The organism is Hansschlegelia beijingensis (genome assembly GCF_014196425.1).
GTDB classification, from domain to species: Bacteria; Pseudomonadota; Alphaproteobacteria; order Rhizobiales; family Methylopilaceae; genus Methylopila; species Methylopila beijingensis.
The window spans coordinates 1,214,253-1,235,195 of record NZ_JACIDR010000001.1 but is presented as its reverse complement, the minus strand read 5'-3'; the positions used below and the strand labels follow the sequence as shown (position 1 = coordinate 1,235,195).

Genomic DNA, 20,943 nt, shown 5'->3' with positions numbered 1-20,943 from the left:
CTGCTCATGGCGCGGTCCAACACGCGCCCCGCCTCGGCTCGAGCATCTTCCCGCCCCGAGGGCGATTCTGCAGCCGGTGCGCTCATCGCGAGCGACGGCATGAAGCCCTTCCGCAGCCGCACGCCGGGTCCGTCACCGTTCTCTGCAACGAATATGACGCCAGCTGCTTCGAGAGTAGTGCGCAGGGCGGCGACGGTGGTCGGCTTCAGGTATTCGCCCCGCTCAAGACGAGCGACGGTGTCAGGCGAAACGCCAGCGGCCTTCGCCAGATCTCTGACGCCAAGGCCAAGGGCGGCGCGAGCCATCTTGCACTGTGTGGCGATCAAATCATAACACCGTTACGAAATACATTGACGAACAATCCGAGCCAGCGCTATCGTATTCCTGTTACGAAACTGCCTCAAGGGAATACACCATGCCGCACGCAGCCGTGTCGGCAGCCGGCGCCGCTTTGCCCGCTGCCCACTTCATCCAGGTCACCCCGGCTATGCGCCGCCTCATAGAGGCACTGGTCGACGACCTGATCCTGTTCCTCGACGAGATCGACGGCGATGTGGATCTCGAGCCTGCCAGCGACGACGATATCGACGTCGCTGACGAGCCGCACGATCCGGAGCCGCTCGAGCACACGGCAAACGAAACCCACGGGTGCGGCTTCTTCAACAATCTCGGCCCGCGGGAGGACGATGCCGAGGACGGTGCGGACCAGGAGCACAGGTCGACCGACCAGGACGAATGGGAGAGCGAGGAATGGCAAGCGGCCGTCGCCGAGAAGGTGCTGTCATGAACCGGCGCGGATTCCTGCTCTCGGCTTCGGCCGCGACTGCTTTGCCAGCCGTGGCGTTGGCCGACGCCGGGCCTGACGCGTTCAGCCTATTGATACAAGCCGCGATAGCCGGTGACGACGCATATGCGGCTGATCCGATGACCGGCGTGGGAGACAGCGCATATGACGAGGCCGTCATTGCGCGGACCTATGGGCCGCCGTTCGAGCGGCTCAGCGAGGGCGACCTTCCGGTTCCGACCTCGGCAGTCTCGGCCGCTCTTGGTCTGCGCTATTGCCTGAAGAACCTGGGCAGCATGGACTTCGCTGATGCGGCCATAGTCACGGCCGTTCTCGCCTTCCTAGAAAACGAAGGAGGCCAATCATGAACCGCGGGGTCTTTCGCGCCCGTCAGCCAGCCCGGCCGGTGCGGCATTGGCCGCCGGAGACGCAGTGTTGCCGACCGGGCGTCGAATCCGGCCGCGCCAGCTTTGCGGGAGGTCAAGCATGACCCCGCGCGAGTGGATCGCCGCCGCTACGGCAAAAGGCTACCGGCTGCGCCTGTCCAGGCTCGACCGCCGGCCGGTTTGGGTCGATGCGCCAGAAGGCGGCTTCGGCGACGAGTGGGACGAGCTCGCTCCAGCGATGAGACGAATCGGAGTGGATGCTATCGCCGAGGCGCTACGGGCGGAGGTGTTCGGATGAACCTCGCATCTGCGGCCGCAATGATCCGCATCCGTCTCTTGCTTTGGCATATGCGCCGATCCAACGCCCACGCCGATCGGGTCGAATCGCTGATCGACGGCGACCCCATCGTGCGGAGGTCAGATGTTCTGGCCGCGCTCGTCACGGCTGCTTTCGTGGCCGCGGCGGTCGCAATCCGTCACACCTAGCTGCGGGCAGGTGGGCGGGTAGGTTGGCGGATGCCTGAGGGCCTCCGTGGAAATCCTCAGAATTATCAACGGCTTACGAGGTAAAGTGGCGGAGACGGAGGGATTCGAACCCTCGAGACCCGTTTCCAGGTCTGCTCATTTAGCAAACGAGTGCCTTCAGCCTCTCGGCCACGTCTCCGTGGCGGCAGGGGTACACGGGGCCGTTCGGGCGGTCAACGCCCGAACGCGATCAATGGGCGGCGAGCCACTCGCGCGCGGCGCGCTGGGCGTCGGCGATCTCGGCCGCGCTCATCTCGAGCGACAGCTCCCGCCGCAGGCGGATGGCCTCGGCGACGCCGTCCCGCGCGGCGAGGTTGAACCATTTGTGCGCCGCCACGCGGTCGATCGCGCCGTGGCGGCCCAGGGCCGCGGCCATGCCGAGCTGGAGGAAGACCGCGCCCGGCGCGACCGCGCCCAGCGCGCCGGTTTCGATCGTGGACATGTCATAGCGAGCCATCGCCTCGTCCCCTGTCGTTGTCGGCCGGCTCGGCCGATCGGCTGGCGCGAATGAGCGCCTGTCCGTCGACTATCGAGCCTGCTCTCTACTTCCAGATTAAACTTTTACATGAATGCAGGCTAAATGAGCCCCAAATAGAACGTAAAATTAATCGACCATTATCTGAGTTTTCTCAAGAGCATCAGGGCTACGCTGGCGGGGTGAAGGGAAGCGTTAGGCAAGCCGCTTCACGCGTCGCAAACCACGCCGCATGATCGCTCCGTTCGGGAATTCACGCCGGGTCATTCCTTGGCGACGCGCGCTCGCATGCTGACATCGCGGCGCTACCCGAGGCGATGGCCAGAACAGGGAGGCGGAACCGCAATTTAGTTCCGGAAAAGCCCAAGAAATTTTTTCGCCTCGCGGGCGCAGATCCTTTCTTGATCTCGGGCGGAGGCACAGCAGATGGCGTCCTAAGCGTGCGCGCGCCTGGATCGTGCGGGCGACATGCCACGCGTCATCATGGGAGTGCACGACGAATGTTGAAGATGATGAAGGCCGTGACCTCGGTCGCCTTCGCCGCCGGCCTCGCCGCGACGCCGCTGGCGGCGGTCGCGCAGGAGCAGCCGGCGAGGTCGACCGGCAACACGGACAACGCTCAGGACCAGCGGACGAACGAGCAGGTCCGCCGGACGCCGTCGATGGGCGGCGGCGCCTCTCAGGAGCCCACCGGCCCGAGCGGCACCAGCATGAACAGCAACGACGCGGGCGGCGGGGTGCATCCGGTGCCGCAGGCCCCGGCTGGCGCCGGATCAGCGGCCACCTCCGGCTCGTCTGGATCCAAGCCTGTGCCGGGAACCGATACGCGCAACTGATCTGGACGCCTCGAATGAAGAAGGCCGCCGCGGTCTCCCGCGGCGGCCTTTTCTACGTTCTTTCTTCAGAGCCGGCGGCCGAGCACCAGGCCGGCGAGCGTCGCGATCAGCATCAGGTTCACGACGCGCTTTCGCCGTCTCTTCGGATCAGGCGGCGGCGGAGGGGGCGCGTCACCGCCGCGAGCACGGGCGGGCGGCGGTCGAGTGGCGTTCAGGGCCGCGCCAGCCACGCCGACCTGCGCCATGCGGCCGAACAACGGCGATGCGACAGGCTTCGGCTTCCGCGTGCCGATCAACGCGAGCATAGCCGCGATGAAGATCAGCACGCCGCCGACCACGACCGGCGCCCAGATCACGCCGAGCTTGGGCGCAAGGCCGATGATCGCCGCAGCCGTAAGCGCGCCAAGGCCGAGCAGGCCGAGCACCGCCGCCACGGCGACAAATATCGCCGTGCGTTTCAAACGGGCGATCCTGCGCCCGAGGTTGAATGTCGCCAGTCCCGCGCCTGCCTGCATCAGCAGGCGCAACATCAGCGGCGGCTCCGGCCGAGCGCGCCCACGACGTATCCGAGCCCGAGAGCGACCAACACCGCCGTGAGAGGATTCTCGACGATAGTCGCGCTCAGGTCGTCCGCGGCGGCCTGCGCCCGCGCCTTGGCGTCTTCGGCCGCGGCGCTGGCGCGGTTCATGCCCTCGCGGGCGGCGCTCCGGGCCGTCGCCGCGCTGTCCGACATCAGCGCCGAAAGCGTCTCGGTCAGCGTCGCCACGTCCTTCCGCAGCGTCTCGAGATCAGCCTCGACCGATGACGCGCGCGCGCCGGTGGCGCCGGCGGCCCCCTGGGTGGTGTCAGACATTCAGCGATCTCCTGATCTGGTCGTCCGCCGGCGCATTTTGTCCGCGCCGGAACACACGCGAGAAAGTGGCGCTCGCGGAACGTCCGCCAAGCCCCCGCGGTTCCGGCGCGAAGCTCAGGCGCCGCGCGCGCGCTGGCCGAACAGAATGCTCTGCGCCGCCTTGTCCTGAGCGAGGTCGAACGCCGGGGCCTCGACCTTCACGGCCAGGCCCCGCGCCACGGCCGGGCGCGCCAGCATCGTGTCGAGCCAGCGCGCGACCTCGGGAAACTCTTTCAGGTCCTGTCCCTGCTTGTCCCAGAGCTTGGCCCAGCCGACCGTGGCCATGTCGGCGATCGAATAATCCCCGCAGATGAAGTCGCGGTCCTTCAGGCGCTGGTTCAGAACGCCGTACAGCCTGTGCGCCTCGTTGACGTAGCGGTCGATCGCGTACGGGATCTGCTCGGGCGCGTAGTTCCGGAAATGGTGAACCTGGCCCAGCATCGGGCCGAAGCCCCCGACCTGCCAGAACAGCCATTCCTCGACCTCGACCCGCCGGCGCTCGTCGGCGGGATAGAACTTCCCGGTCTTGCGACCGAGATACTGCAGGATCGCTCCGGATTCGAAGATCGAGATCGGCGACCCGTCGGGACCGTCCGGGTCCACCAGCGCGGGCATCTTGTTGTTCGGCGAGATTCTGAGGAACTCGGGCGCGAACTGGTCGCCCTTGCCGATATTCACGGGGACGACGCGGTAGGGCAGGCCGCACTCCTCCAGCATGATGGTGATCTTCCACCCGTTGGGCGTCGGCCAGTAATGCAGCTCGATCGGCGCCGTCGTCGCTTCGGCCATGGTTCAGGTCCTTTCGCGTTTCCGTCGGCGCTCAAGCTAAGCGGGGAGGGCGCTCCCGCAAGGGACGGTTCGACGCGCCGGCCCTGGGACGTCACGGCAGGTGCGCGACCGCCTGGGACAGCCTATCGTTGTCCGGAACCTCGCGACACGGTGCCTATGCTCGACAAACTGGACTTTCTTCTCGCGCTCGCTCAGGAGCGCCATTTCGGCCGAGCTGCGGAAGCCTGCGGCGTCACGCAGCCGACGTTGTCCGCCGGCGTCAAACAACTCGAGGACCAGCTTGGGGTGCGGCTGGTGGAGCGCGGTTCGCGCTTCCACGGCTTCACGCCGGAAGGCGAGCGCGCGCTCGACTGGGCGCGCCGGATCGTCGGCGACGCCCGCGCCATGCGCCAGGACATCGACGCGCTGAAACGCGGCGTGGTCGGCCACCTGCGGATCGCCGTCATCCCGACCGCCTTGCCGATGGTGGCGCAACTGACCACGCCGTTCCGGGCGAAGCACAAGGATGTGCGCTTCACGATCCTCAGCAGCACGAGCCTCGACATCGGCACCGCGCTCGACAATCTCGAGATCGACGCCGGCATCACCTATCTCGACAACGAGCCGATAGCCCGCGTCTCGGCGGTTCCGATCTGGCGGGAGGGCTACAGGCTGCTGACGTCGGCGGACGGCCCGCTCGGGGATCGGGACACCGTGACATGGCGGGAGGTCGGACGGCTGCCGCTCTGCCTCCTCACCACCGACATGCAGAACCGACGGATCGTCGAGGGGCTGCTGCGCGAGGCGGGGGTCGCGCCTGCGCCCACTCTCGAATCGAACTCGACGGTCGTGCTGTTCGCGCATGTGCGCACCGGCGCCTGGGCCAGCGTCATGCCGCAGAGCTTCGGCGAGACGATGGGATTGCCCCCCAACGTGCGGTCGATTCCGATCGTGGAGCCGGAGGTGGTGCACACGGTGGGGCTGGTGGTGCCGCATCGCGAGCCCATGACGCCCGCCACCAAAGCCCTCGTGGCCGAGGCCAAGGCGCTCGCCGCCAAGGTCGCGGTCCTGCGCGCCCCGGCAGAGGACGCGTCATAGAAATCGTCTATGACGCGACGAGACACGCGAATTGATCCACCAGTAAGGAGGACCCACTCTCTGAAATAAGAAAAATTATATGGAGGAGCGCCGCAGCATGACCATGGGACATTCGGTCACCGTCGCGCGCGGACGTTACGAGGCCTGGACGCCGACTCGCGGCTCGGAGATCATCACCGAGCACCTTCCGCTGGAAGGCGCCGCGATGCCCATCCTCCATGCGATGCAGGCGACCTTCGGCTATGTGCCGCAGGACGCGGTCCCGATGATCGCGAGCGCGCTGAACCTGTCGCGCGCAGAGGTTCACGGGACCCTCACCTTCTACCATGACTTCCGTCACGAGCCGGCCGGCAAGCATGTCGTGAAGGTGTGTGTGGCCGAGGCCTGCCAGGCCGCCGGCGGCCGCGCGACCGCCGCCAAGATCTCCAAGACGCTGAACGTCGGCTATGGCGAGACCCGGCCGGACGGCCAGGTGACGCTGGAGCCGATCTACTGCCTCGGCCTGTGCAGCTGCGCGCCCGCCGCGATGGTCGACGGCCGGCTGATCGGCCGCATCGATGACGAGGAGATCGAAGAGATCGCCGCGGAGTGCGGGGCATGACGACGCGCATCTATGTCCCCGGCGACGCGGGCGCGGTCGCGCTCGGCGCCGACAAGGTCGCGAAGGCGCTGGCCGACGCGCTGGAGCGCCGCGGGGTCGACGCGCAGATCGTGCGCAACGGCTCGCGCGGCATGTTCTGGCTGGAGCCGCTGGTCGAGGTGGTCACGCCCTCCGGCCGCGTCGGTTACGGTCCCGTCAAGGCGCGGGACGTCGAGACGCTGCTCGACGCCGGCCTGCTCGACGGCAAGGGCGACGCGCTCCGCCTCGGCGACGTCGAGCAGATCCAGTTCTTCGCCAAGCAGGAGCGCTTCACCTTCAAGCGGGTCGGCCTCACCGATCCGGTGTCGCTGGACGACTACCGCGCCCATGGCGGCTACAAGGGCTTGGAGCGTGCGATCGAGCTCGGCGCCGCGGCGACGGTCGAGGAGGTCTTCGACTCCGGCCTGCGCGGGCGCGGCGGCGCCGGCTTCCCGACCGGCATCAAGTGGCGCACCGTCGCCCAGTGCCCTCCCGGCCAGAAGTACATCGTCTGCAACGCCGACGAAGGCGACAGCGGCACGTTCGCCGACCGGATGATCATGGAGGGCGATCCCTTCCAGCTCATCGAGGGCATGACGATCGCGGGCCTCGCGGTCGGCGCCACCAAGGGCTACGTCTACTGCCGCTCGGAATACCCGCACGCGGTCGCGGTGATGAACCGGGCGATCAAGGTCGCCCGCATGGCGGGCTATCTCGGCCGTAGCGTCGCCGGCTCGGACTACGCCTTCGACATGGAAGTGCGGGTCGGGGCGGGGGCCTATGTGTGCGGCGAGGAGACCTCCCTGCTCGAGAGCCTCGAGGGCAGGCGCGGCCTGGTCCGCGCCAAGCCGCCGCTGCCGGCCCACAAGGGCCTGTTCGGCAAGCCGACGGTGATCAACAACGTCATCTCGCTGGCTTCCGTGCCGTTCATCCTGGCTGAGGGCGCCAAGGCCTACGCGGAGGTCGGCTTCGGCCGCTCGCGCGGCACCATGCCGATCCAGCTCGCCGGCAACGTCAAATATGGCGGCCTCTACGAGATCGCCTTCGGCGTGACGCTCGGCGAACTGGTCGACGAGGTCGGCGGCGGCACGTTCACCGGCCGGCCGGTTCGGGCCGTGCAGGTCGGCGGGCCGCTCGGCGCGTATTTCCCGCGCTCCTACTTCGATACGCCCTTCGATTACGAGGCCTTCGCCAAGCGCGACGGCCTGATCGGGCATGGCGGCATCGTCGTTTTCGACGACAACGTCGACATGGTCGAGCAGGCGCGCTTCGCCATGGAGTTCTGCGCCATCGAGAGCTGCGGGAAATGCACGCCCTGCCGCATCGGCTCAACCCGTGGCGTCGAGATGCTCGATCAGGTCATCGCCGGCGGCGCGGGGCGCGAGCGGGCGCTCACGATCGTCGAAGACCTCTGCCACACGATGAAGCTGGGATCGCTCTGCGCGCTCGGCGGCTTCACGCCGTATCCGGTGATGAGCGCCATCACCCATTTCCCTGAAGATTTCGGGCGTGGCCCGGCCATGCTCGCAGCGGAGTGAGGGAAACGTCATGAGCCTCATCCAAGAGATCGATTACGGCACCCCCGCCTCGAAGGCGGAGAAGACCGTCAGCCTGATGATCGACGGCCAGCAGGTCACGGTTCCGGAAGGAACCTCGATCATGCGGGCGGCGATGGAGATCAACAACGAGATCCCCAAGCTCTGCGCGACCGACTCGGTCGAGGCGTTCGGCTCCTGCCGGCTCTGCCTCGTCGAGATCGAGGGGCGCGCCGGCACGCCCGCCTCCTGCACCACGCCCGTGATGGACGGCATGGTGGTCAAGACCCAGACGCCGCGGCTGAAGCAGCTGCGCAAGGGCGTCATGGAGCTCTACATCTCCGACCACCCGCTCGACTGCCTGACCTGCTCGGCGAATGGCGATTGCGAGCTGCAGGACATGGCCGGCGTGGTGGGCCTCCGCGAGGTCCGCTACGGCTATGAGGGCGAGAACCACATCGTCTCCAAGAAGGACGAGTCGAACCCGTACTTCACCTATGATCCGTCGAAGTGCATCGTCTGCTCGCGCTGCGTGCGCGCCTGCGAGGAGGTGCAGGGCACCTTCGCGCTGACGATCTCCGGCCGCGGGTTCGACAGCCGCGTCTCCGCCGGCATGGACGAGCCGTTCATCACCTCGGAATGCGTGTCCTGCGGCGCCTGCGTGCAGGCCTGTCCGACGGCGACGCTTCAGGAGAAGTCGGTCTACGACATCGGGACGCCGGAGCACTCGGTCGTCACCACCTGCGCCTATTGCGGCGTCGGCTGCTCCTTCAAGGCCGAGATGCGCGGCGACGAGCTCGTCCGCATGACGCCGTGGAAGGACGGCAGGGCGAACCGCGGCCACTCCTGCGTCAAGGGCCGCTTCGCCTATGGCTACGCGCAGCATCAGGACCGCATCCTGAAGCCGATGATCCGGGCCAACATCACGGATCCGTGGCGCGAGGTCTCGTGGGAGGAGGCGATCTCCTACACGGCTTCCGAGTTCAAGCGCATCCAGGGCAAGTATGGCCGCTCGTCGGTCGGCGGCATCACCTCGTCGCGCTGCACCAACGAGGAGACCTACCTCGTCCAGAAGCTGGTGCGCGCCGGCTTCGGCAACAACAATGTCGATACCTGCGCCCGCGTCTGCCACTCGCCGACGGGCTACGGCCTGAAGACGACGTTCGGCACCTCGGCCGGCACGCAGGACTTCGACTCGATCGAGCATACCGACGTGATCTTCGTCATCGGGGCGAACCCGACCGACGGCCATCCGGTGTTCGGCTCGCGCATGAAGAAGCGGCTGCGACAGGGCGCGCGGCTGATCGTCGTCGATCCGCGCCGCATCGATCTGGTGAAGAGCCCGCACATCCAGGCCGACTTCCACCTGCCGCTGCGTCCGGGCACGAATGTGGCGCTGGTGACCGCGTTCGCGAATGTGATCGTGACCGAGGGCCTCGTGAACGAGGAGTTCGTCCGCGAGCGGGCGGACCTCGACACCTTCCATGAGTGGACGGAGTTCGTCGCTGAGGAGCGCCATTCCCCGGAGGCGACGGAAGCCGTGACGGGCGTGCCCGCGCATCTCGTCCGCGAGGCCGCGCGGCTCTATGCGACCGGCGGCAACGCCGCGATCTTCTATGGCCTCGGCGTCACCGAGCATAGCCAGGGCACCACGACCGTGATGGCGATCGCCAACCTGGCCATGGCGACCGGCAACATCGGTCGCGAGGGCGTCGGCGTGAACCCACTGCGCGGCCAGAACAACGTGCAGGGCTCGTGCGACATGGGCTCGTTCCCGCACGAGTACCCGGGCTACCGCCATGTCAGCCAGGACGACACCCGGGAGCTTTACGAGAAGCTCTGGGGCGTGCCGCTCGATCCCGAGCCCGGCCTGCGCATTCCGAACATGCTCGACGCCGCCGTCGACGGCACGTTCAAGGGCCTCTACGTGCAGGGCGAGGACATCGCCCAGTCCGACCCGGACGCCCAGCATGTCATCGGCGGGCTCAAGGCGATGGAGTGCGTCGTCGTGCAGGACCTGTTCCTGAACGAGACCGCGAATTACGCCCATGTGTTCCTGCCGGGCTGCTCCTTCCTCGAGAAGGACGGCACCTTCACCAACGCCGAGCGGCGCATCCAGCGCATCCGCAAGGTGATGGCGCCGAAGAACGGCTATGGCGACTGGGAGATCACGCTGATGATCGCCAAGGCCATGGGCTACGAGATGGACTACAACCATCCGTCCGAGATCATGGACGAGATCGCGGCCTCGACGCCGAGCTTCAATGGCGTCTCCTTCGCCAAGCTCGAGGAGCTCGGCTCGGTGCAGTGGCCCTGCAACGAGGAGGCTCCGGAAGGCACGCCGACCATGCACATCGGCGAGTTCGTCCGCGGCAAGGGCAACTTCGTCATCACCGAATATGTGCCGACGGACGAGAAGGTCGGTCCGCGCTTCCCGCTGCTTCTCACCACCGGCCGCATCCTCAGCCAGTACAATGTCGGCGCGCAGACCCGCCGCACCGAGAACTCGCGGTGGCACGAGGAGGACCGGCTGGAGATCCATCCGGCGGACGCCGAGGATCGCGGCGTCCGGGACGGCGACTGGGTGACGTTGCGCAGCCGCGCAGGCGAGACGAGCCTGCGCGCCCTGATCACCGACCGGGTGGCGCCGGGCGTCGTCTACACGACGTTCCACCATCCGAACACGCAGGCGAACGTCATCACCACCGACTTCTCCGACTGGGCGACGAACTGCCCGGAGTACAAGGTGACGGCCGTGCAGGTCGCGCCCTCGAACGGGCCGAGCGCATGGCAGGAGGAGTATGAGGAGCACTCCCGGCTCAGCCGCCGCATCCTGGCGGAAGCCGCAGAGTAGGCTTTGTCAGAAGGTCATCCCGGACGGCGCTTGGAGCGCCGGTCCGGGATCGCTCTGAGATGAAGCCCGGCGCGGCGCTCGATCCCCGTTCTCGTCCCTTACCTTGCGCCGGGATGACGTCGTATGATCGGTCATGACCAACCTTCCGTCCGCTGTCGTCCGCATCTCCCGCACCGTCTGGCGCGACGGCGTCGCGCTCGAGACGTCCGAGCGCGCAAGCCCGGCCGAGACCGCGATCGCGATCGTCTATGACGGCGGCACCGAAGCCGTGATGATGGCGAGCCCCCAGGACGTGGAGGACTTCGCCATCGGCTTCAGCCTGACTGAGGGCATCATCGGCGCGCCCGAGGAGATCGAAAGCCTTGAGATCGTCGAGCACGCCGACGCCGGGCTGGAGGCGCGCATGTGGCTCAAGCGAGGGCTTGGCGAGCGGTTGGGACGGCGCCGGCGCAATCTCGCCGGTCCGACCGGCTGCGGGCTGTGCGGCATCGACAGCCTCGAGCAGGCCGTGAAGCCGGCCCGGCGCGTCGAGGCCGAGCGGACGTTCTCCGCCAGCGAGATCCACGAGGCCCTGGAGGCGCTGAGCCGCGCGCAGGCGCTCAATCACGCGACCCGCGCCGTGCACGCCGCAGGCTTTTTCCGCCCGGAGACCGGCCTCATCGCAGTCCGAGAGGACGTCGGACGGCACAACGCTCTCGACAAGCTCGCCGGCGCCCTGGCGCGTGCGGGCGAGGGGACCGAGGACGGCTTCGTGGTCCTCACGAGCCGGGTGTCGGTCGAGATGATCCAGAAGGCCGCTGTGGTCGGCGTCGGGCTTGTCGTGGCGGTCTCGGCGCCGACGGCGCTCGGCGTGCGGATGGCCGACGAGGCCGGAATCACGCTGGCCGCCATCGCTCGGTCGGACGGCTTCGAAGTCTTCACGCATCACCATCGCATCATCGCCGCCGAGCCGGAGAAGCTCGCGGCCGGAGGAGCCGGACAATGACCGCACAGCCGGGCAGCGCGGGCGTCGCTGAGGCGCAGGGCCACCACCACAAGACGACGCTCGATCGCTTGATCTACATGGCGAACCAGATCGGGTGGTTCTTCAAGAGCCAGCCCAAGGAGAAGGTCGTCCCCGGCGTGCTGGACCACATCCAGCATTTCTGGGATCCGCGCATGCGTGCTGAAATCTTCCGCCATATCGATGCGACCGGCGGGCGGGGGCTCGAGCCGCATGTGCTGGAGGCGCTCACCATCCTGAAGCAGGCGGCGGAGGGCAAACGCCCCACCCGCGGCGAGGCCGAGAAGGCGCCGACCGACCAGCCGCGCACAGGCGAGGCGTCACAGGACCATCCCGGCCCGACGAAGGACAAGGCCGGGCTGGCGCGGGTCGAGGAGCGCGACGCCTAGGTGGGGCTGTCGACGCCGGCGCCGGCGCTATCTCCGACCCACCTCAGCATCTCGGGTCGGTGATATGGAACCTGCGCGCAAGCCGCTTTTCTCTGTTGTCCGGTGGACGCCGTCCTGGCGACTGCCGGAGTTCGGCACGCTCGTCGCCTTCCTGCTGTGTTCGGGGCTCGCATTCGCCTTCCTGCGCATCAGCGACAATATGGCGGAAGGCGACACGCGCGCCTTCGACGAGGCCATTCTGCTCGCGCTGCGCGACCCCAACGACCGGGCGCGCCCGATCGGGCCACAGTGGCTTGAGATCATGATGGCCGACGTCACGGCGCTTGGCGGCGTGACGGTGCTGACGCTTCTGACCGTGCTGGTGGTCTCCTACCTGCTGGTGACCCGGCGGTTCGCGAACGCGGCGCTGGTCGCCGGCTCGGTGATCGGCGGCTCGATCCTCACCAATCTGTTGAAGAACATCTTCGCGCGGCCGCGGCCCGATCTGGTCGATCATCTGGTGGCCGTCCACTCGATGAGCTTCCCCAGCGGCCACGCCATGGGAGCGGCGGCGACCTTCCTGACGCTCGGCGCCCTGCTGGCGCGGACCGAACGCAAGAAGGTCGTGCGCGGCTACATCTTCGCGGTGGCCGGCCTGCTGACGCTGATGGTCGGCTTCAGCCGCGTGTTCCTCGGCGTGCACTATCCGACGGACGTGCTGGCGGGCTGGACCCTCGGCGCCTCCTGGGCCCTGCTGTGCTGGATGATCGCGCGCTGGCTCAAGCCGCGCGACAATGAGACTCAATCCGGCTGAGGCGATGCGGCCGAGTCTTGGCCGCTGAGGAACGGGACCGTATCAGAGGCCATGGCTGTTCCGATCGCGCTCACCATCGCGGGCTCCGATTCATCGGGCGGCGCGGGGATTCAGGCCGACCTCAAGACGTTTTCGGCGCTTGGCGTCTATGGCGCTTCCGCGATCGTCGCCCTGACGGCGCAGAACACCCGTGGCGTGACCGCCATACATGACGCCCCGCCGGAATTCATCGCGGCCCAGATCGACGCCGTGATGGAGGATCTGGCCGTCGGGGCCGTGAAGATCGGGATGGTTTCGCGGGCCGAGTCGATCGAAGCGATCGCAGACGCCCTGGTCCGTCACCGCGTCGACAAGGTCGTGATCGACCCGGTCATGATCGCGTCCTCCGGCGCACGCCTGCTCGCCGGCGACGCGATCGAGGCGCTGCGGTCGCGTCTGGCGCCTCTGGCGCTGTTGCTCACCCCGAATCTCCCTGAGGCGGCGGCGCTGCTCGATTGCGATCCCGCAGACAGCGAGGACGAGATGGCGGAGCAGGGGCGGGCGCTCCAGCGCCTCGGCGCCCGTGCCGTTCTGGTCAAGGGCGGCCATGCCGACGGCCCGGAGAGCGTCGACGTGCTGATCGCCCCGGACGGCTCGGCGAGCCGGATAACGGGGCCGCGCCTGCGGACCCGGAATACGCATGGCACGGGCTGCACGCTGTCCTCCGCGATCGCGGCCAAGCTCGCGCAAGGCGCGGCGCTGGAAGACGCGGTGCGGGCGGCCCGGTCCTATCTCGCCGAGGCGCTCGCCGCCGCCGACGGGCTCTCGGTCGGCCGCGGCCACGGGCCGGTCCATCATTTCGCGCGGTGGTGGTCGCCCGACGACCGCTGACGCTTGCGACAAGCCCGCGAGCCCAGTAGCGTCCGTCCTGACGAACGGGTGTTCGACCCTTCAAACAACAGGATGAATGATGGCCGGGCGGGGGCGGACCGATCTCGAGACGGGGGCGCACTTCGTCTCGGGCCAGCTGGGCAAGACGGTCCAGAGGCTGCGGAAGGCCTACAACTTCTCTCTTTCCGAGCTGGCAGAGCAGTCCGGCGTCGCGAAGTCGATCATCAGCCAGATCGAGCGCAACGAGACGAACCCGACGCTCGCCACCATCTGGCGCCTGTCCCAGGCGCTCGACGTGTCGATCGACCGCGTGCTGGCTTCCGCGGATGAAGAACCCTTCGTCGAGAAGCTCGCCCGCCGCGACACGCCGCACATCGTGTCCGACGACGGCAAGATGCGGCTGTCGATCATCGGCTGGATCAAGACCGTCGAATGGCTGCAGTGGTACGACGTCAACGCGGAGCCCGGCGGGGCTCTCGAGTCTGAGGGGCATCAGCGCGGATCGCTGGAGTGCCTTTCGGTGCTTTCGGGCGAGGCCGAGGTGACGGTCGCGGGCGTCGTGGAGCACGCGAAGGCCGGCGAAACGCTGCGCTACCGCTGCGACAGGCCGCATGTCGTGCGGGCCGTGGGCGACCAGCCGTTGCACGCGACGATGGTGTGTATCATGAAGGCGGCCGTCATGGAATGAGCCGGCGCGCCGTGGCGTCGCCACGGCCAGCCGCGTTTCGCCGTCTGTCAGCGCGCCCGCGCTATAACAAGCGCGCCGGTCCCGATGGGCGGGAGGCGCGCCGCTGGTCCGGAGCGCGGACGCCGGTCAGCGCGCCGCCTCGCACGCGGGGCTAGATGGAGATCGCCGCGATCATAGATCTGCTCGGACACCAGGAGCTTCTGCTCAGCGGCCTGCACGTCACCTTCGCGGCCGCTGTGACGGTCCACGCGCTGATGAACAAGCGCGACGTCCGCGCGGCGATCGGCTGGATCGGCATATCCTGGCTTTCGCCCTTCTTCGGCCCGCTGCTCTACGTCGGCTTCGGCATCAACCGCGTGCATCGGCGCGCCCGCAGGCTGAGAGGCCGTCACTCGCGCCATGCCCGCCATCGCACCGGCGGCGGGGCGCCGAGTCCCCAGACGGAGCGTCTGCAGATCGCCGTCGGCGCGATCACGGGTCTGGACGTCGAGCCCGCCGCCGTCGAGCAGATCCTGCACTGCGGCGACGAAGGCTATCCGCAGATGGTGGCGGCGATCGACCAGGCCACGCGCTCGGTCGATCTCGCGACCTTCATCTTCCGCGTCGACGAGGCCGGGCTGCCATTCGTGCAGGCGCTCGCCCGGGCCCACCGCCGGGGCGTCGCGGTTCGCGTGCTGATCGACGGGATGGGCGGCGGCTTCTTCCGCTCGCCCGCCTATCACGCGCTGCGTCGGGAGGGCGTGCCGGCGGCAAGATTCCTGCATTCGATCTGGCCGTGGAAGATGCCGCTGCTCGACCTGCGGCTGCACAAGAAGGCGCTGATCGTGGACGGGGAGACCGCGTTCGTCGGTGGTCTGAACATCGGCGCGGAGAATCTGAGGGACTGGCCCTCAAAATGCCCGGTGCACGACGTCCATTTCCGGCTGTCTGGACCGGTCGTCAGGCAGATCGCGGAGGGGTTCGACGACGACTGGCACTTCACGACTGGCGAACCTTTGCGGAAGCCGCACGTTCCTCACGCGGCGGAGGCGCATCGGGCGTTCGCCCGCGCGATCGCTTCCGGGCCTGACCAGTCCGTCGACCAGCTTGTGCTGGTGCTTCTCTCCGCAATCGCTTCGGCGCGCCGCTCGATCAACATAGCGACGCCCTATTTCCTGCCAGAGGAACAGCTACTTACGGCGTTGCAACTCGCGGCCCTGAGAGGGGTGAAGGTTCGCCTGGTCATGCCGGCCGTCAACAATCACCGGCTCGTCGCGTGGGCGAGCAGCGCCCATATCTCGCCGCTGATCGAAGCGGGATGCCAGCTCTGGCGGTCACCTCCGCCGTTCGACCACTCCAAGCTGATGACGGTGGATGACGAGTGGAGCCTGATCGGAAGCGCGAACTGGGACAGCCGCAGTCTCCGGCTGAACTTCGAGCTGACAGTGGAGTTCTACGATCCGGAGTTCGCGCGAAAGCTCTCGGCGATCATCAAGGAGAAATGCGGGGAGCCCATCACGGCGGCGGAGGTCGACGGTCGCCATTTCATCACGAAATTGCGGGACGCCTCGGCCAGGCTGATGTCCCCCTACATCTGAAAGGGTCGAGGTCCGCTTGAGAGTCGCGTCCTACAACATACACAAGTGCCGCGGAACGGACGGCCAGGTGCGGCCCGACCGGATCGTCCAGGTGCTGAAGGAGATCGGCCCGCAACTCGTCGCCCTCCAGGAGGTCGACCACCGCTTCGGCCAGCGCATCGGCCTTCTCGATCCGGTCGAGCTGAAACGCGAGGCGGGCCTGCACCTGCTTGCGCAATCCGACGCGCCGGAAGGTCACGGCTGGCATGGCAACGCCCTGCTGGTGGCGGGGGAGCCCACGCATTATCGAAGGCTGCGGCTGCGGCTTCCGGGCATCGAGCCGCGCGGGGCGATCATCTCGGAGCTCGATCTCGGAGAGGGGCAGTTCCGCGTCATCGCGGCGCATTTCGGTCTGCTGCGGCGATCGCGCGTGAGCCAGGCGAACGCGTTGCTTGCCGCCTTCAAGGACCTGCCGCCGATGCCCACGATCCTGCTCGGCGACCTCAACGAATGGCGTCGCAAGCGCCGGTCGGCTCTCAACGTGTTCGAGCCGCTGTTCGGCGAGGCCCACCCGCTGCCGAGCTTCCCCTCCCGAAGGCCGATCTTCCCGCTGGACCGGATCATCGGCTGGCCGCGAGGGCTGATCAACGATCTCGCGGTCCACAACACGCCGCTTGCGCGCAAGGCGTCCGATCACCTCCCGCTGGTCGCCCGGATCGACCTCTCGGCGCGGGTGGGCGACGTCCGGAGCGCGGCCTGATCCCTGAAGGTCAGCCGACCGCGGCGGGCGCTTCCGCCGGACCGGGCGCGGTCTGCCAGCCGAGATCCGGGAGCATGACGATGCGGTTGCCGCGCAGGTCGGCGGCGCAGCTCAGGAAACCGCGCTCCTCCATATAGGTGAGCAAGCGGCGGGCGCGTCCGGTCGAACGGGTGCCGTAGGCGCGTGCGATCTCCGCGTCGGACGGGCAGGGATGCTTGCCGTGGGCGGCCTGCGCGATCAGCAGGAATACGCCGCGGACGTCCTCCGGGAGCGAGGCGGCGACGAGCGTCGCCTGGTCCCAATCGGACGACTCGACGGAGCCCTGATCCAGCCCCGCCTTGGCGAGCGCGAGCTCGCGGCGGAAACGAGGCAGGTCCGGCGCCTCTCCGGGCAACCGGGCGATGCGGCAGCGGACCAGAAAGTCCTGATAGAGCAGCGACACGGGCTGAAATCCGGCCTCCGGCTCCGCCATCATCTCGGCCATGATCGTCGCGATCTTCGCCTCCCGCTCCGCGCCGGCGAACAGATCGGCCGGCGGCGGGGGCGCGTCTGCGTCGACCCGCGGCTGCGAGAGCTGCGCCAGAACGTCCGCGACCGAGGCGGTCGCGGGCGCCGGGCGGGGGCGGATCTCGTCCGCTCCCCGGCTGAAGATCAGTCCTGCGGCGTCCTCGCCGGCTTCCGGCAGCGGCGTCAGCTTGGGCCCGCCGCCGCGCGCTTCGGTCTTGACCGGGCCGATCGCGACCCGCTCCGGCTTGCGGCCGATCGCTGGGCCCAGGGCGACGAACTGGCCGCGGTCCAGGTTCCGGAACGTCTCGGCCTGCCGACGTTCCATGCCGAGCAGGTCGGCCGCCCGGCTCATGTCGATGTCGAGGAAGGTGCGGCCCATCAGGAAGTTGCTGGCTTCCGCCGCGACGTTCTTGGCGAGCTTCGCAAGCCGCTGCGTGGCGATGACGCCCGCCAGGCCGCGCTTGCGGCCGCGGCACATCAGGTTCGTCATGGCGCCCAGCGACTGCCGCCGCGACTCCTCCTCCGCCTCGCTGGAGGCCGCCGGCGCGAATAGTTGCGCCTCGTCCACGACGACGAGAGCCGGGTACCAGTTGTCCCGGTCCGCGTCGAACAGGCCGTTCAGGAAAGCCGCCGCCGCCCGCATCTGGCGGTCGACGTCGAGGCCCTCGAGGTTGAAGATCACGGAGACGCGGTGCCGGCGCACGCGTTCGGCGATCGCCGTGAGTTCGCGCTCCACGCTGGCGGCGTCGATGACGACATGGCCGAACGCGTCCGCGAGCGTGACGAAGTCGCCCTCAGGGTCGATGACGCATTGCTGGACCCAGGGGGCGCTTTGCTCGAGCAGGCGGCGCAGAAGATGCGACTTCCCCGAGCCCGAGTTGCCCTGCACCAGCAGACGCGTCGCGAGCAGTTCCTCGAGGTCGAAGACGGCGCGCTGCCCGCCGGACCGCGCCCCGATGTCGATGCCGACCGTCATTCACTTCCCAGTCGCCCTTGGACCGCGGACCGTGCCGCATCGCGGCGCCGGCGTCGCGGGTCAGGGGAAGGTTTTCCCCAGGAAGCTGGCGACGGCCGGCGCTGCGGCGCCTCAGCGCGCGAAGTCGACGCCGCTCGGATAGGCGTGGGACGGCTGCGCGCCGACTTCCTCGCGGAAGGCCACCACCTTCTGCTGCTGCTCGCCAAGCCCCTCGATGCCGAGGCGCATCACGTCGCCGGGCTTCAGATAGGTCGGCGGCGTCATCCCCATGCCGACGCCGGGGGGCGTCCCGGTGGTGACCACGTCGCCCGGGTCGAGCGCCATGAACTGGCTGATGTAGCTGACCAGATAGGCGATCTTGAAGATCATCGTCGACGTGTTGCCGGTCTGGGCGCGCCGGCCGTTGATGTCGAGGAACATCTCCAGATTGTCGAGGTCGCCGATCTCGTCCAGCGTCACGAGCCACGGCCCGAGGGGACCGAAGGTCGGGCAGCCCTTGCCCTTGGTCCACTGGCCGGAGCGTTCCGTCTGGAAGTAGCGCTCGGAGACGTCGTTGCAGACGCAGAGACCTGCGACGTGGGACAGCGCGTCCTCCTCGGAGACGTAGAGCGCGCGGTCGCCGATCACGAAGGCGAGCTCGACCTCCCAGTCCACGCGCTGGTGTCCCCGGGGGAGCATCACGTCGTCGTTCGGGCCGACGATGCAGTTCGGCGCCTTGTTGAACAGGATCGGCTCGCGCGGGATCCGCAGCCCGGTCTCGGCGGCGTGGTCGGCGAAGTTCAGGCCCACGCCGATGAAGTTGCGCACGCCGCCGACGCACGGCCCGAGGCGCGCGTCCGCCGGAACGATCGGGAGGCTCGATGCGTCGACGCTGCGGATGCGGTCCAGGCCCGCCCTGGTGAGAGTCGCGCCGGCGATGTCCGGCGCGACGTCGCTCAGGTCCCGGATGGCGCCGTCGGCGTCGATCAGGCCGGGCCGCTCGGCGCCTGCCTCTCCGAATCGCACGAGCTTCATCGACGTCTCCCCGTTTGTGCCGCGTCTAAAGCGGTTGTTTGAAACCGTTTTAGCGACTCAGGCGGCGCAGCCAAGCGGCTCATCCCCATCCAAAAGGCGGGGGCCCTGACAGATTTGCCGGCTAACACTGTGAAATGTGGTGCGATAGGGTCACAATTGCGGCCAAAGAGCGCGAGCGCGGTTGAGCGCTGATTGCGGGATGACGCCCCGCCTTTCACCCTCTCCGGGAAGCCGTGAATCGCGGCGAGATCAAGGGTCCCCAAGGGGGCCGCCCCGGGGGATCCATGTCGAATACGTCACGCCGCAGCCGCCCATGGCTCGCCACCGCGGCAACTATCCTGGTCTGTGCGTCCTCCACTTCGGCCTTCGCCGGGGCCTTCGCCATCCGCGAACAAAGCGCGAGCGGGCAGGGCGCTTCCTTTGCCGGCATGGCTGCGGGCGGGGGCGACACCATCTCGGGGATGTTCTGGAACCCGGCCGTGGTGAACCAGGTCGAGGCCTACCAAGGCGAGCAGCATCTCACGGGCATCTTCCCGTCCTCGAAGATCGACATCGACGCCTCGACCCCGACCGCCATCTTCGGGAACAGCGGCGACATCGGCAAGAACGCGATCCTGATCGCGGGCTACAACGCCTACCGGATCAACGAGAAGGTGGCGATCGGCCTCTCGATGAACACGCCCTTCGGGCTGGCGACGGACCCCCGCAGCAACTGGGGCGGACAGGTCTACGCGCGGTCGTCGCGGGTGCGGTCTATCAACGCCGCCCCGACCGTAGGCTACACGGTCAATGACTGGCTCAGCGTCGCGGCCGGCGTGCAGATACAGTATTTCGACATCCGCCTGCGACAGGCTTTCATCGGTCTGGGAGCGGGCGCGACGCTGCCGGGAGCGGGCTCGGCGTCGCTCAAGGCCGACGACGTCGGGGTCGGCTTCACGGCGGGCTTCACCGTAAAGCCGGCGGAAGGAACCGAGCTCGGCGTCGGCTTCCGCTCCGCGATCAAGCACAACCTCAAGGGCGACCTCTACTTCCCCACGCCGGGCTTCCCGGACGCCAAGATCAAGGGGAACGTCACCCTCCCGGAGACGGTCTCGATCGGCCTGAGGCAGAAGCTGAACGAACAGTTCACCATGCTGGCCGGGCTCGAATGGACGAACTGGAGCCGTCTGGATCGGGTTCGGGTCAAGAGCCGCACAGGCGGCGGCACGGTGACGACGCTGCCGTTCGACTACACGGACGCGTGGTTCTTCTCGGTCGGCGGCGAATACGCCTATTCGCCCGAGCTGACGCTGCGGTCCGGCGTGGCGTACGAGCTGTCGCCGATCAACGACAAGAACCGCAGCAACCGGCTCCCGGACGACGACCGGTGGTGGCTGTCGGCGGGCGCTTCGTACAAGTACAGCGACCGCTTCACCTTCGATCTGGGTTATTCCTACATCTTCGTTCCCAACAAGTCGAAGATCGAGATCAATCCCGGAGACGCCGACGCTTTCCCCGGGCAGGCCTTCTCCTACCGGGCTCAGGCGAAGACGGACATCCACATCGTTTCGGCAGCGGTTCGATACAAGTTCGGCGGCAGCGCGCCGGCCGCGCTCGTCCTCAAGGACTGAGCGCG

General features: G+C 68.0%; 22 protein-coding genes, 1 tRNA gene and 2 pseudogenes. 17 read left to right on the top strand and 8 right to left on the bottom strand.

Going from position 1 to position 20,943, the window contains the following annotated elements; genetic code table 11:
- Positions 1-107: 107 nt before the first annotated feature.
- Positions 108-305: pseudogene (locus GGR24_RS17600) on the bottom strand (helix-turn-helix domain-containing protein); the annotation flags it as partial.
- Positions 306-415: 110 nt separating this feature from the next.
- Here GGR24_RS17600 and GGR24_RS05765 point away from each other — a divergent pair.
- From GGR24_RS05765 to GGR24_RS05750, 4 genes are all read left to right on the top strand, one after another.
- Positions 416-787, top strand: a complete 372-nt coding sequence (locus GGR24_RS05765) for a hypothetical protein (protein WP_183394295.1) — start codon at positions 416-418, stop codon at positions 785-787.
- Entirely contained in the window at positions 784-1,152 is a 369-nt protein-coding gene (locus tag GGR24_RS05760; protein WP_183394294.1) for a hypothetical protein, read from the top strand. Before GGR24_RS05765 ends, GGR24_RS05760 begins: the two co-directional genes overlap by 4 nt.
- 118 nt (positions 1,153-1,270) lie before the next feature.
- Positions 1,271-1,468, top strand: a complete 198-nt coding sequence (locus GGR24_RS05755; RefSeq protein WP_183394293.1) for a hypothetical protein — start codon at positions 1,271-1,273, stop codon at positions 1,466-1,468.
- Complete coding sequence (locus GGR24_RS05750) at positions 1,465-1,656, top strand: hypothetical protein (protein WP_183394292.1); 192 nt, start codon at positions 1,465-1,467, stop codon at positions 1,654-1,656. The genes GGR24_RS05755 and GGR24_RS05750 overlap by 4 nt, the downstream gene beginning before the upstream one ends.
- A gap of 86 nt (positions 1,657-1,742) precedes the next feature.
- Here the strand turns inward: GGR24_RS05750 and GGR24_RS05745 are convergent.
- Together GGR24_RS05745 and GGR24_RS05740 are read right to left on the bottom strand one after the other, a co-directional pair.
- Positions 1,743-1,834 (bottom strand) — tRNA-Ser (locus GGR24_RS05745).
- Positions 1,835-1,885: 51 nt separating this feature from the next.
- Positions 1,886-2,152 carry a sel1 repeat family protein gene (locus tag GGR24_RS05740; RefSeq protein WP_183394291.1) on the bottom strand — a complete coding sequence of 89 codons (267 nt, stop codon included), beginning with the start codon at positions 2,150-2,152 and terminating at the stop codon, positions 1,886-1,888.
- A 518-nt stretch (positions 2,153-2,670) separates the two neighbouring features.
- Here GGR24_RS05740 and GGR24_RS05735 point away from each other — a divergent pair.
- The gene (locus tag GGR24_RS05735; protein ID WP_183394289.1) at positions 2,671-3,006 is read left to right on the top strand and encodes a hypothetical protein; all 336 of its coding nucleotides are present in this window, start codon (positions 2,671-2,673) and stop codon (positions 3,004-3,006) included.
- 65 nt (positions 3,007-3,071) lie between these two features.
- Here the strand turns inward: GGR24_RS05735 and GGR24_RS05730 are convergent, their stop codons facing one another.
- The 3 genes from GGR24_RS05730 to GGR24_RS05720 all read right to left on the bottom strand — a co-directional run bounded on the left by GGR24_RS05730 (position 3,072) and on the right by GGR24_RS05720 (position 4,687).
- A complete protein-coding gene (locus tag GGR24_RS05730) occupies positions 3,072-3,536 on the bottom strand; it encodes a phage holin family protein (RefSeq protein WP_183394287.1) in 465 nt (154 codons plus the stop codon).
- On the bottom strand, positions 3,536-3,859 hold the full coding sequence (locus GGR24_RS05725; RefSeq protein WP_183394285.1) for a DUF883 family protein: 324 nt from the start codon (positions 3,857-3,859) through the stop codon (positions 3,536-3,538). The genes GGR24_RS05730 and GGR24_RS05725 overlap by 1 nt, the downstream gene beginning before the upstream one ends.
- Positions 3,860-3,973: 114 nt before the next feature.
- A complete protein-coding gene (locus GGR24_RS05720) occupies positions 3,974-4,687 on the bottom strand; it encodes a glutathione S-transferase N-terminal domain-containing protein (protein WP_183394283.1) in 714 nt (237 codons plus the stop codon).
- Positions 4,688-4,843: 156 nt separating this feature from the next.
- Here GGR24_RS05720 and GGR24_RS05715 point away from each other — a divergent pair, with 156 nt between their 5' ends.
- The 11 genes and pseudogenes from GGR24_RS05715 to GGR24_RS05665 all read left to right on the top strand — a co-directional run bounded on the left by GGR24_RS05715 (position 4,844) and on the right by GGR24_RS05665 (position 16,831).
- The gene (locus GGR24_RS05715; protein WP_183394281.1) at positions 4,844-5,764 is read left to right on the top strand and encodes a LysR family transcriptional regulator; all 921 of its coding nucleotides are present in this window, start codon (positions 4,844-4,846) and stop codon (positions 5,762-5,764) included.
- A 97-nt stretch (positions 5,765-5,861) separates the two neighbouring features.
- Positions 5,862-6,365 (top strand): formate dehydrogenase subunit gamma, encoded by a 504-nt coding sequence (locus GGR24_RS05710; RefSeq protein WP_183394280.1) that lies wholly within the window; start codon positions 5,862-5,864, stop codon positions 6,363-6,365.
- Positions 6,362-7,921 carry a formate dehydrogenase beta subunit gene (locus GGR24_RS05705; RefSeq protein WP_183394278.1) on the top strand — a complete coding sequence of 520 codons (1,560 nt, stop codon included), beginning with the start codon at positions 6,362-6,364 and terminating at the stop codon, positions 7,919-7,921. Before GGR24_RS05710 ends, GGR24_RS05705 begins: the two co-directional genes overlap by 4 nt.
- A gap of 10 nt (positions 7,922-7,931) precedes the next feature.
- On the top strand, positions 7,932-10,772 hold the full coding sequence (gene fdhF / locus GGR24_RS05700) for a formate dehydrogenase subunit alpha (protein ID WP_183394276.1): 2,841 nt from the start codon (positions 7,932-7,934) through the stop codon (positions 10,770-10,772).
- A 133-nt stretch (positions 10,773-10,905) separates the two neighbouring features.
- Positions 10,906-11,757, top strand: coding sequence for a formate dehydrogenase accessory sulfurtransferase FdhD (gene fdhD / locus GGR24_RS05695; protein ID WP_183394275.1), 852 nt, complete (start codon positions 10,906-10,908; stop codon positions 11,755-11,757).
- 77 nt (positions 11,758-11,834) lie between these two features.
- Positions 11,835-12,023 (top strand): annotated as a pseudogene (locus tag GGR24_RS17595) (formate dehydrogenase subunit delta); the annotation flags it as partial.
- A gap of 205 nt (positions 12,024-12,228) precedes the next feature.
- On the top strand, positions 12,229-12,957 hold the full coding sequence (locus GGR24_RS05685) for a phosphatase PAP2 family protein (protein WP_183394272.1): 729 nt from the start codon (positions 12,229-12,231) through the stop codon (positions 12,955-12,957).
- A gap of 51 nt (positions 12,958-13,008) precedes the next feature.
- Positions 13,009-13,827 carry a bifunctional hydroxymethylpyrimidine kinase/phosphomethylpyrimidine kinase gene (thiD, locus tag GGR24_RS05680; RefSeq protein WP_183394271.1) on the top strand — a complete coding sequence of 273 codons (819 nt, stop codon included), beginning with the start codon at positions 13,009-13,011 and terminating at the stop codon, positions 13,825-13,827.
- Positions 13,828-13,906: 79 nt separating this feature from the next.
- Complete coding sequence (locus GGR24_RS05675; protein WP_183394270.1) at positions 13,907-14,515, top strand: helix-turn-helix domain-containing protein; 609 nt, start codon at positions 13,907-13,909, stop codon at positions 14,513-14,515.
- A gap of 155 nt (positions 14,516-14,670) precedes the next feature.
- Positions 14,671-16,092 (top strand): phospholipase D-like domain-containing protein, encoded by a 1,422-nt coding sequence (locus GGR24_RS05670; RefSeq protein ID WP_183394269.1) that lies wholly within the window; start codon positions 14,671-14,673, stop codon positions 16,090-16,092.
- Between the two features lie 16 nt (positions 16,093-16,108).
- Positions 16,109-16,831, top strand: coding sequence for an endonuclease/exonuclease/phosphatase family protein (locus GGR24_RS05665; protein WP_183394268.1), 723 nt, complete (start codon positions 16,109-16,111; stop codon positions 16,829-16,831).
- A 10-nt stretch (positions 16,832-16,841) separates the two neighbouring features.
- On the opposite strand, the gene GGR24_RS05660 is transcribed toward GGR24_RS05665, so the two are convergent.
- Together GGR24_RS05660 and GGR24_RS05655 are read right to left on the bottom strand one after the other, a co-directional pair.
- Positions 16,842-18,314, bottom strand: coding sequence for a helicase HerA domain-containing protein (locus tag GGR24_RS05660; RefSeq protein ID WP_183394267.1), 1,473 nt, complete (start codon positions 18,312-18,314; stop codon positions 16,842-16,844).
- A 111-nt stretch (positions 18,315-18,425) separates the two neighbouring features.
- Positions 18,426-19,328 (bottom strand): fumarylacetoacetate hydrolase family protein, encoded by a 903-nt coding sequence (locus GGR24_RS05655; protein ID WP_183394265.1) that lies wholly within the window; start codon positions 19,326-19,328, stop codon positions 18,426-18,428.
- A gap of 284 nt (positions 19,329-19,612) precedes the next feature.
- Here GGR24_RS05655 and GGR24_RS05650 point away from each other — a divergent pair, with 284 nt between their 5' ends.
- Positions 19,613-20,938, top strand: a complete 1,326-nt coding sequence (locus tag GGR24_RS05650) for an OmpP1/FadL family transporter (protein ID WP_183394264.1) — start codon at positions 19,613-19,615, stop codon at positions 20,936-20,938.
- Positions 20,939-20,943: the final 5 nt, after the last annotated feature.

Excerpts from the sequence above, each read along its gene's own strand:
- GGR24_RS05765 (WP_183394295.1), top strand. The coding sequence starts at position 416 with ATGCCGCACGCAGCCGTGTCGGCAGCCGGCGCCGCTTTGCCCGCTGCC.
- GGR24_RS05760 (WP_183394294.1), top strand. The coding sequence starts at position 784 with ATGAACCGGCGCGGATTCCTGCTCTCGGCTTCGGCCGCGACTGCTTTG.
- GGR24_RS05755 (WP_183394293.1), top strand. The coding sequence starts at position 1,271 with ATGACCCCGCGCGAGTGGATCGCCGCCGCTACGGCAAAAGGCTACCGG.
- GGR24_RS05750 (WP_183394292.1), top strand. The coding sequence starts at position 1,465 with ATGAACCTCGCATCTGCGGCCGCAATGATCCGCATCCGTCTCTTGCTT.
- GGR24_RS05740 (WP_183394291.1), bottom strand. The coding sequence starts at position 2,152 with ATGGCTCGCTATGACATGTCCACGATCGAAACCGGCGCGCTGGGCGCG.
- GGR24_RS05735 (WP_183394289.1), top strand. The coding sequence starts at position 2,671 with ATGTTGAAGATGATGAAGGCCGTGACCTCGGTCGCCTTCGCCGCCGGC.
- GGR24_RS05730 (WP_183394287.1), bottom strand. The coding sequence starts at position 3,536 with ATGTTGCGCCTGCTGATGCAGGCAGGCGCGGGACTGGCGACATTCAAC.
- GGR24_RS05725 (WP_183394285.1), bottom strand. The coding sequence starts at position 3,859 with ATGTCTGACACCACCCAGGGGGCCGCCGGCGCCACCGGCGCGCGCGCG.
- GGR24_RS05720 (WP_183394283.1), bottom strand. The coding sequence starts at position 4,687 with ATGGCCGAAGCGACGACGGCGCCGATCGAGCTGCATTACTGGCCGACG.
- GGR24_RS05715 (WP_183394281.1), top strand. The coding sequence starts at position 4,844 with ATGCTCGACAAACTGGACTTTCTTCTCGCGCTCGCTCAGGAGCGCCAT.
- GGR24_RS05710 (WP_183394280.1), top strand. The coding sequence starts at position 5,862 with ATGACCATGGGACATTCGGTCACCGTCGCGCGCGGACGTTACGAGGCC.
- GGR24_RS05705 (WP_183394278.1), top strand. The coding sequence starts at position 6,362 with ATGACGACGCGCATCTATGTCCCCGGCGACGCGGGCGCGGTCGCGCTC.
- fdhF (WP_183394276.1), top strand. The coding sequence starts at position 7,932 with ATGAGCCTCATCCAAGAGATCGATTACGGCACCCCCGCCTCGAAGGCG.
- fdhD (WP_183394275.1), top strand. The coding sequence starts at position 10,906 with ATGACCAACCTTCCGTCCGCTGTCGTCCGCATCTCCCGCACCGTCTGG.
- GGR24_RS05685 (WP_183394272.1), top strand. The coding sequence starts at position 12,229 with ATGGAACCTGCGCGCAAGCCGCTTTTCTCTGTTGTCCGGTGGACGCCG.
- thiD (WP_183394271.1), top strand. The coding sequence starts at position 13,009 with ATGGCTGTTCCGATCGCGCTCACCATCGCGGGCTCCGATTCATCGGGC.
- GGR24_RS05675 (WP_183394270.1), top strand. The coding sequence starts at position 13,907 with ATGGCCGGGCGGGGGCGGACCGATCTCGAGACGGGGGCGCACTTCGTC.
- GGR24_RS05670 (WP_183394269.1), top strand. The coding sequence starts at position 14,671 with ATGGAGATCGCCGCGATCATAGATCTGCTCGGACACCAGGAGCTTCTG.
- GGR24_RS05660 (WP_183394267.1), bottom strand. The coding sequence starts at position 18,314 with ATGACGGTCGGCATCGACATCGGGGCGCGGTCCGGCGGGCAGCGCGCC.
- GGR24_RS05655 (WP_183394265.1), bottom strand. The coding sequence starts at position 19,328 with ATGAAGCTCGTGCGATTCGGAGAGGCAGGCGCCGAGCGGCCCGGCCTG.
- GGR24_RS05650 (WP_183394264.1), top strand. The coding sequence starts at position 19,613 with ATGTCGAATACGTCACGCCGCAGCCGCCCATGGCTCGCCACCGCGGCA.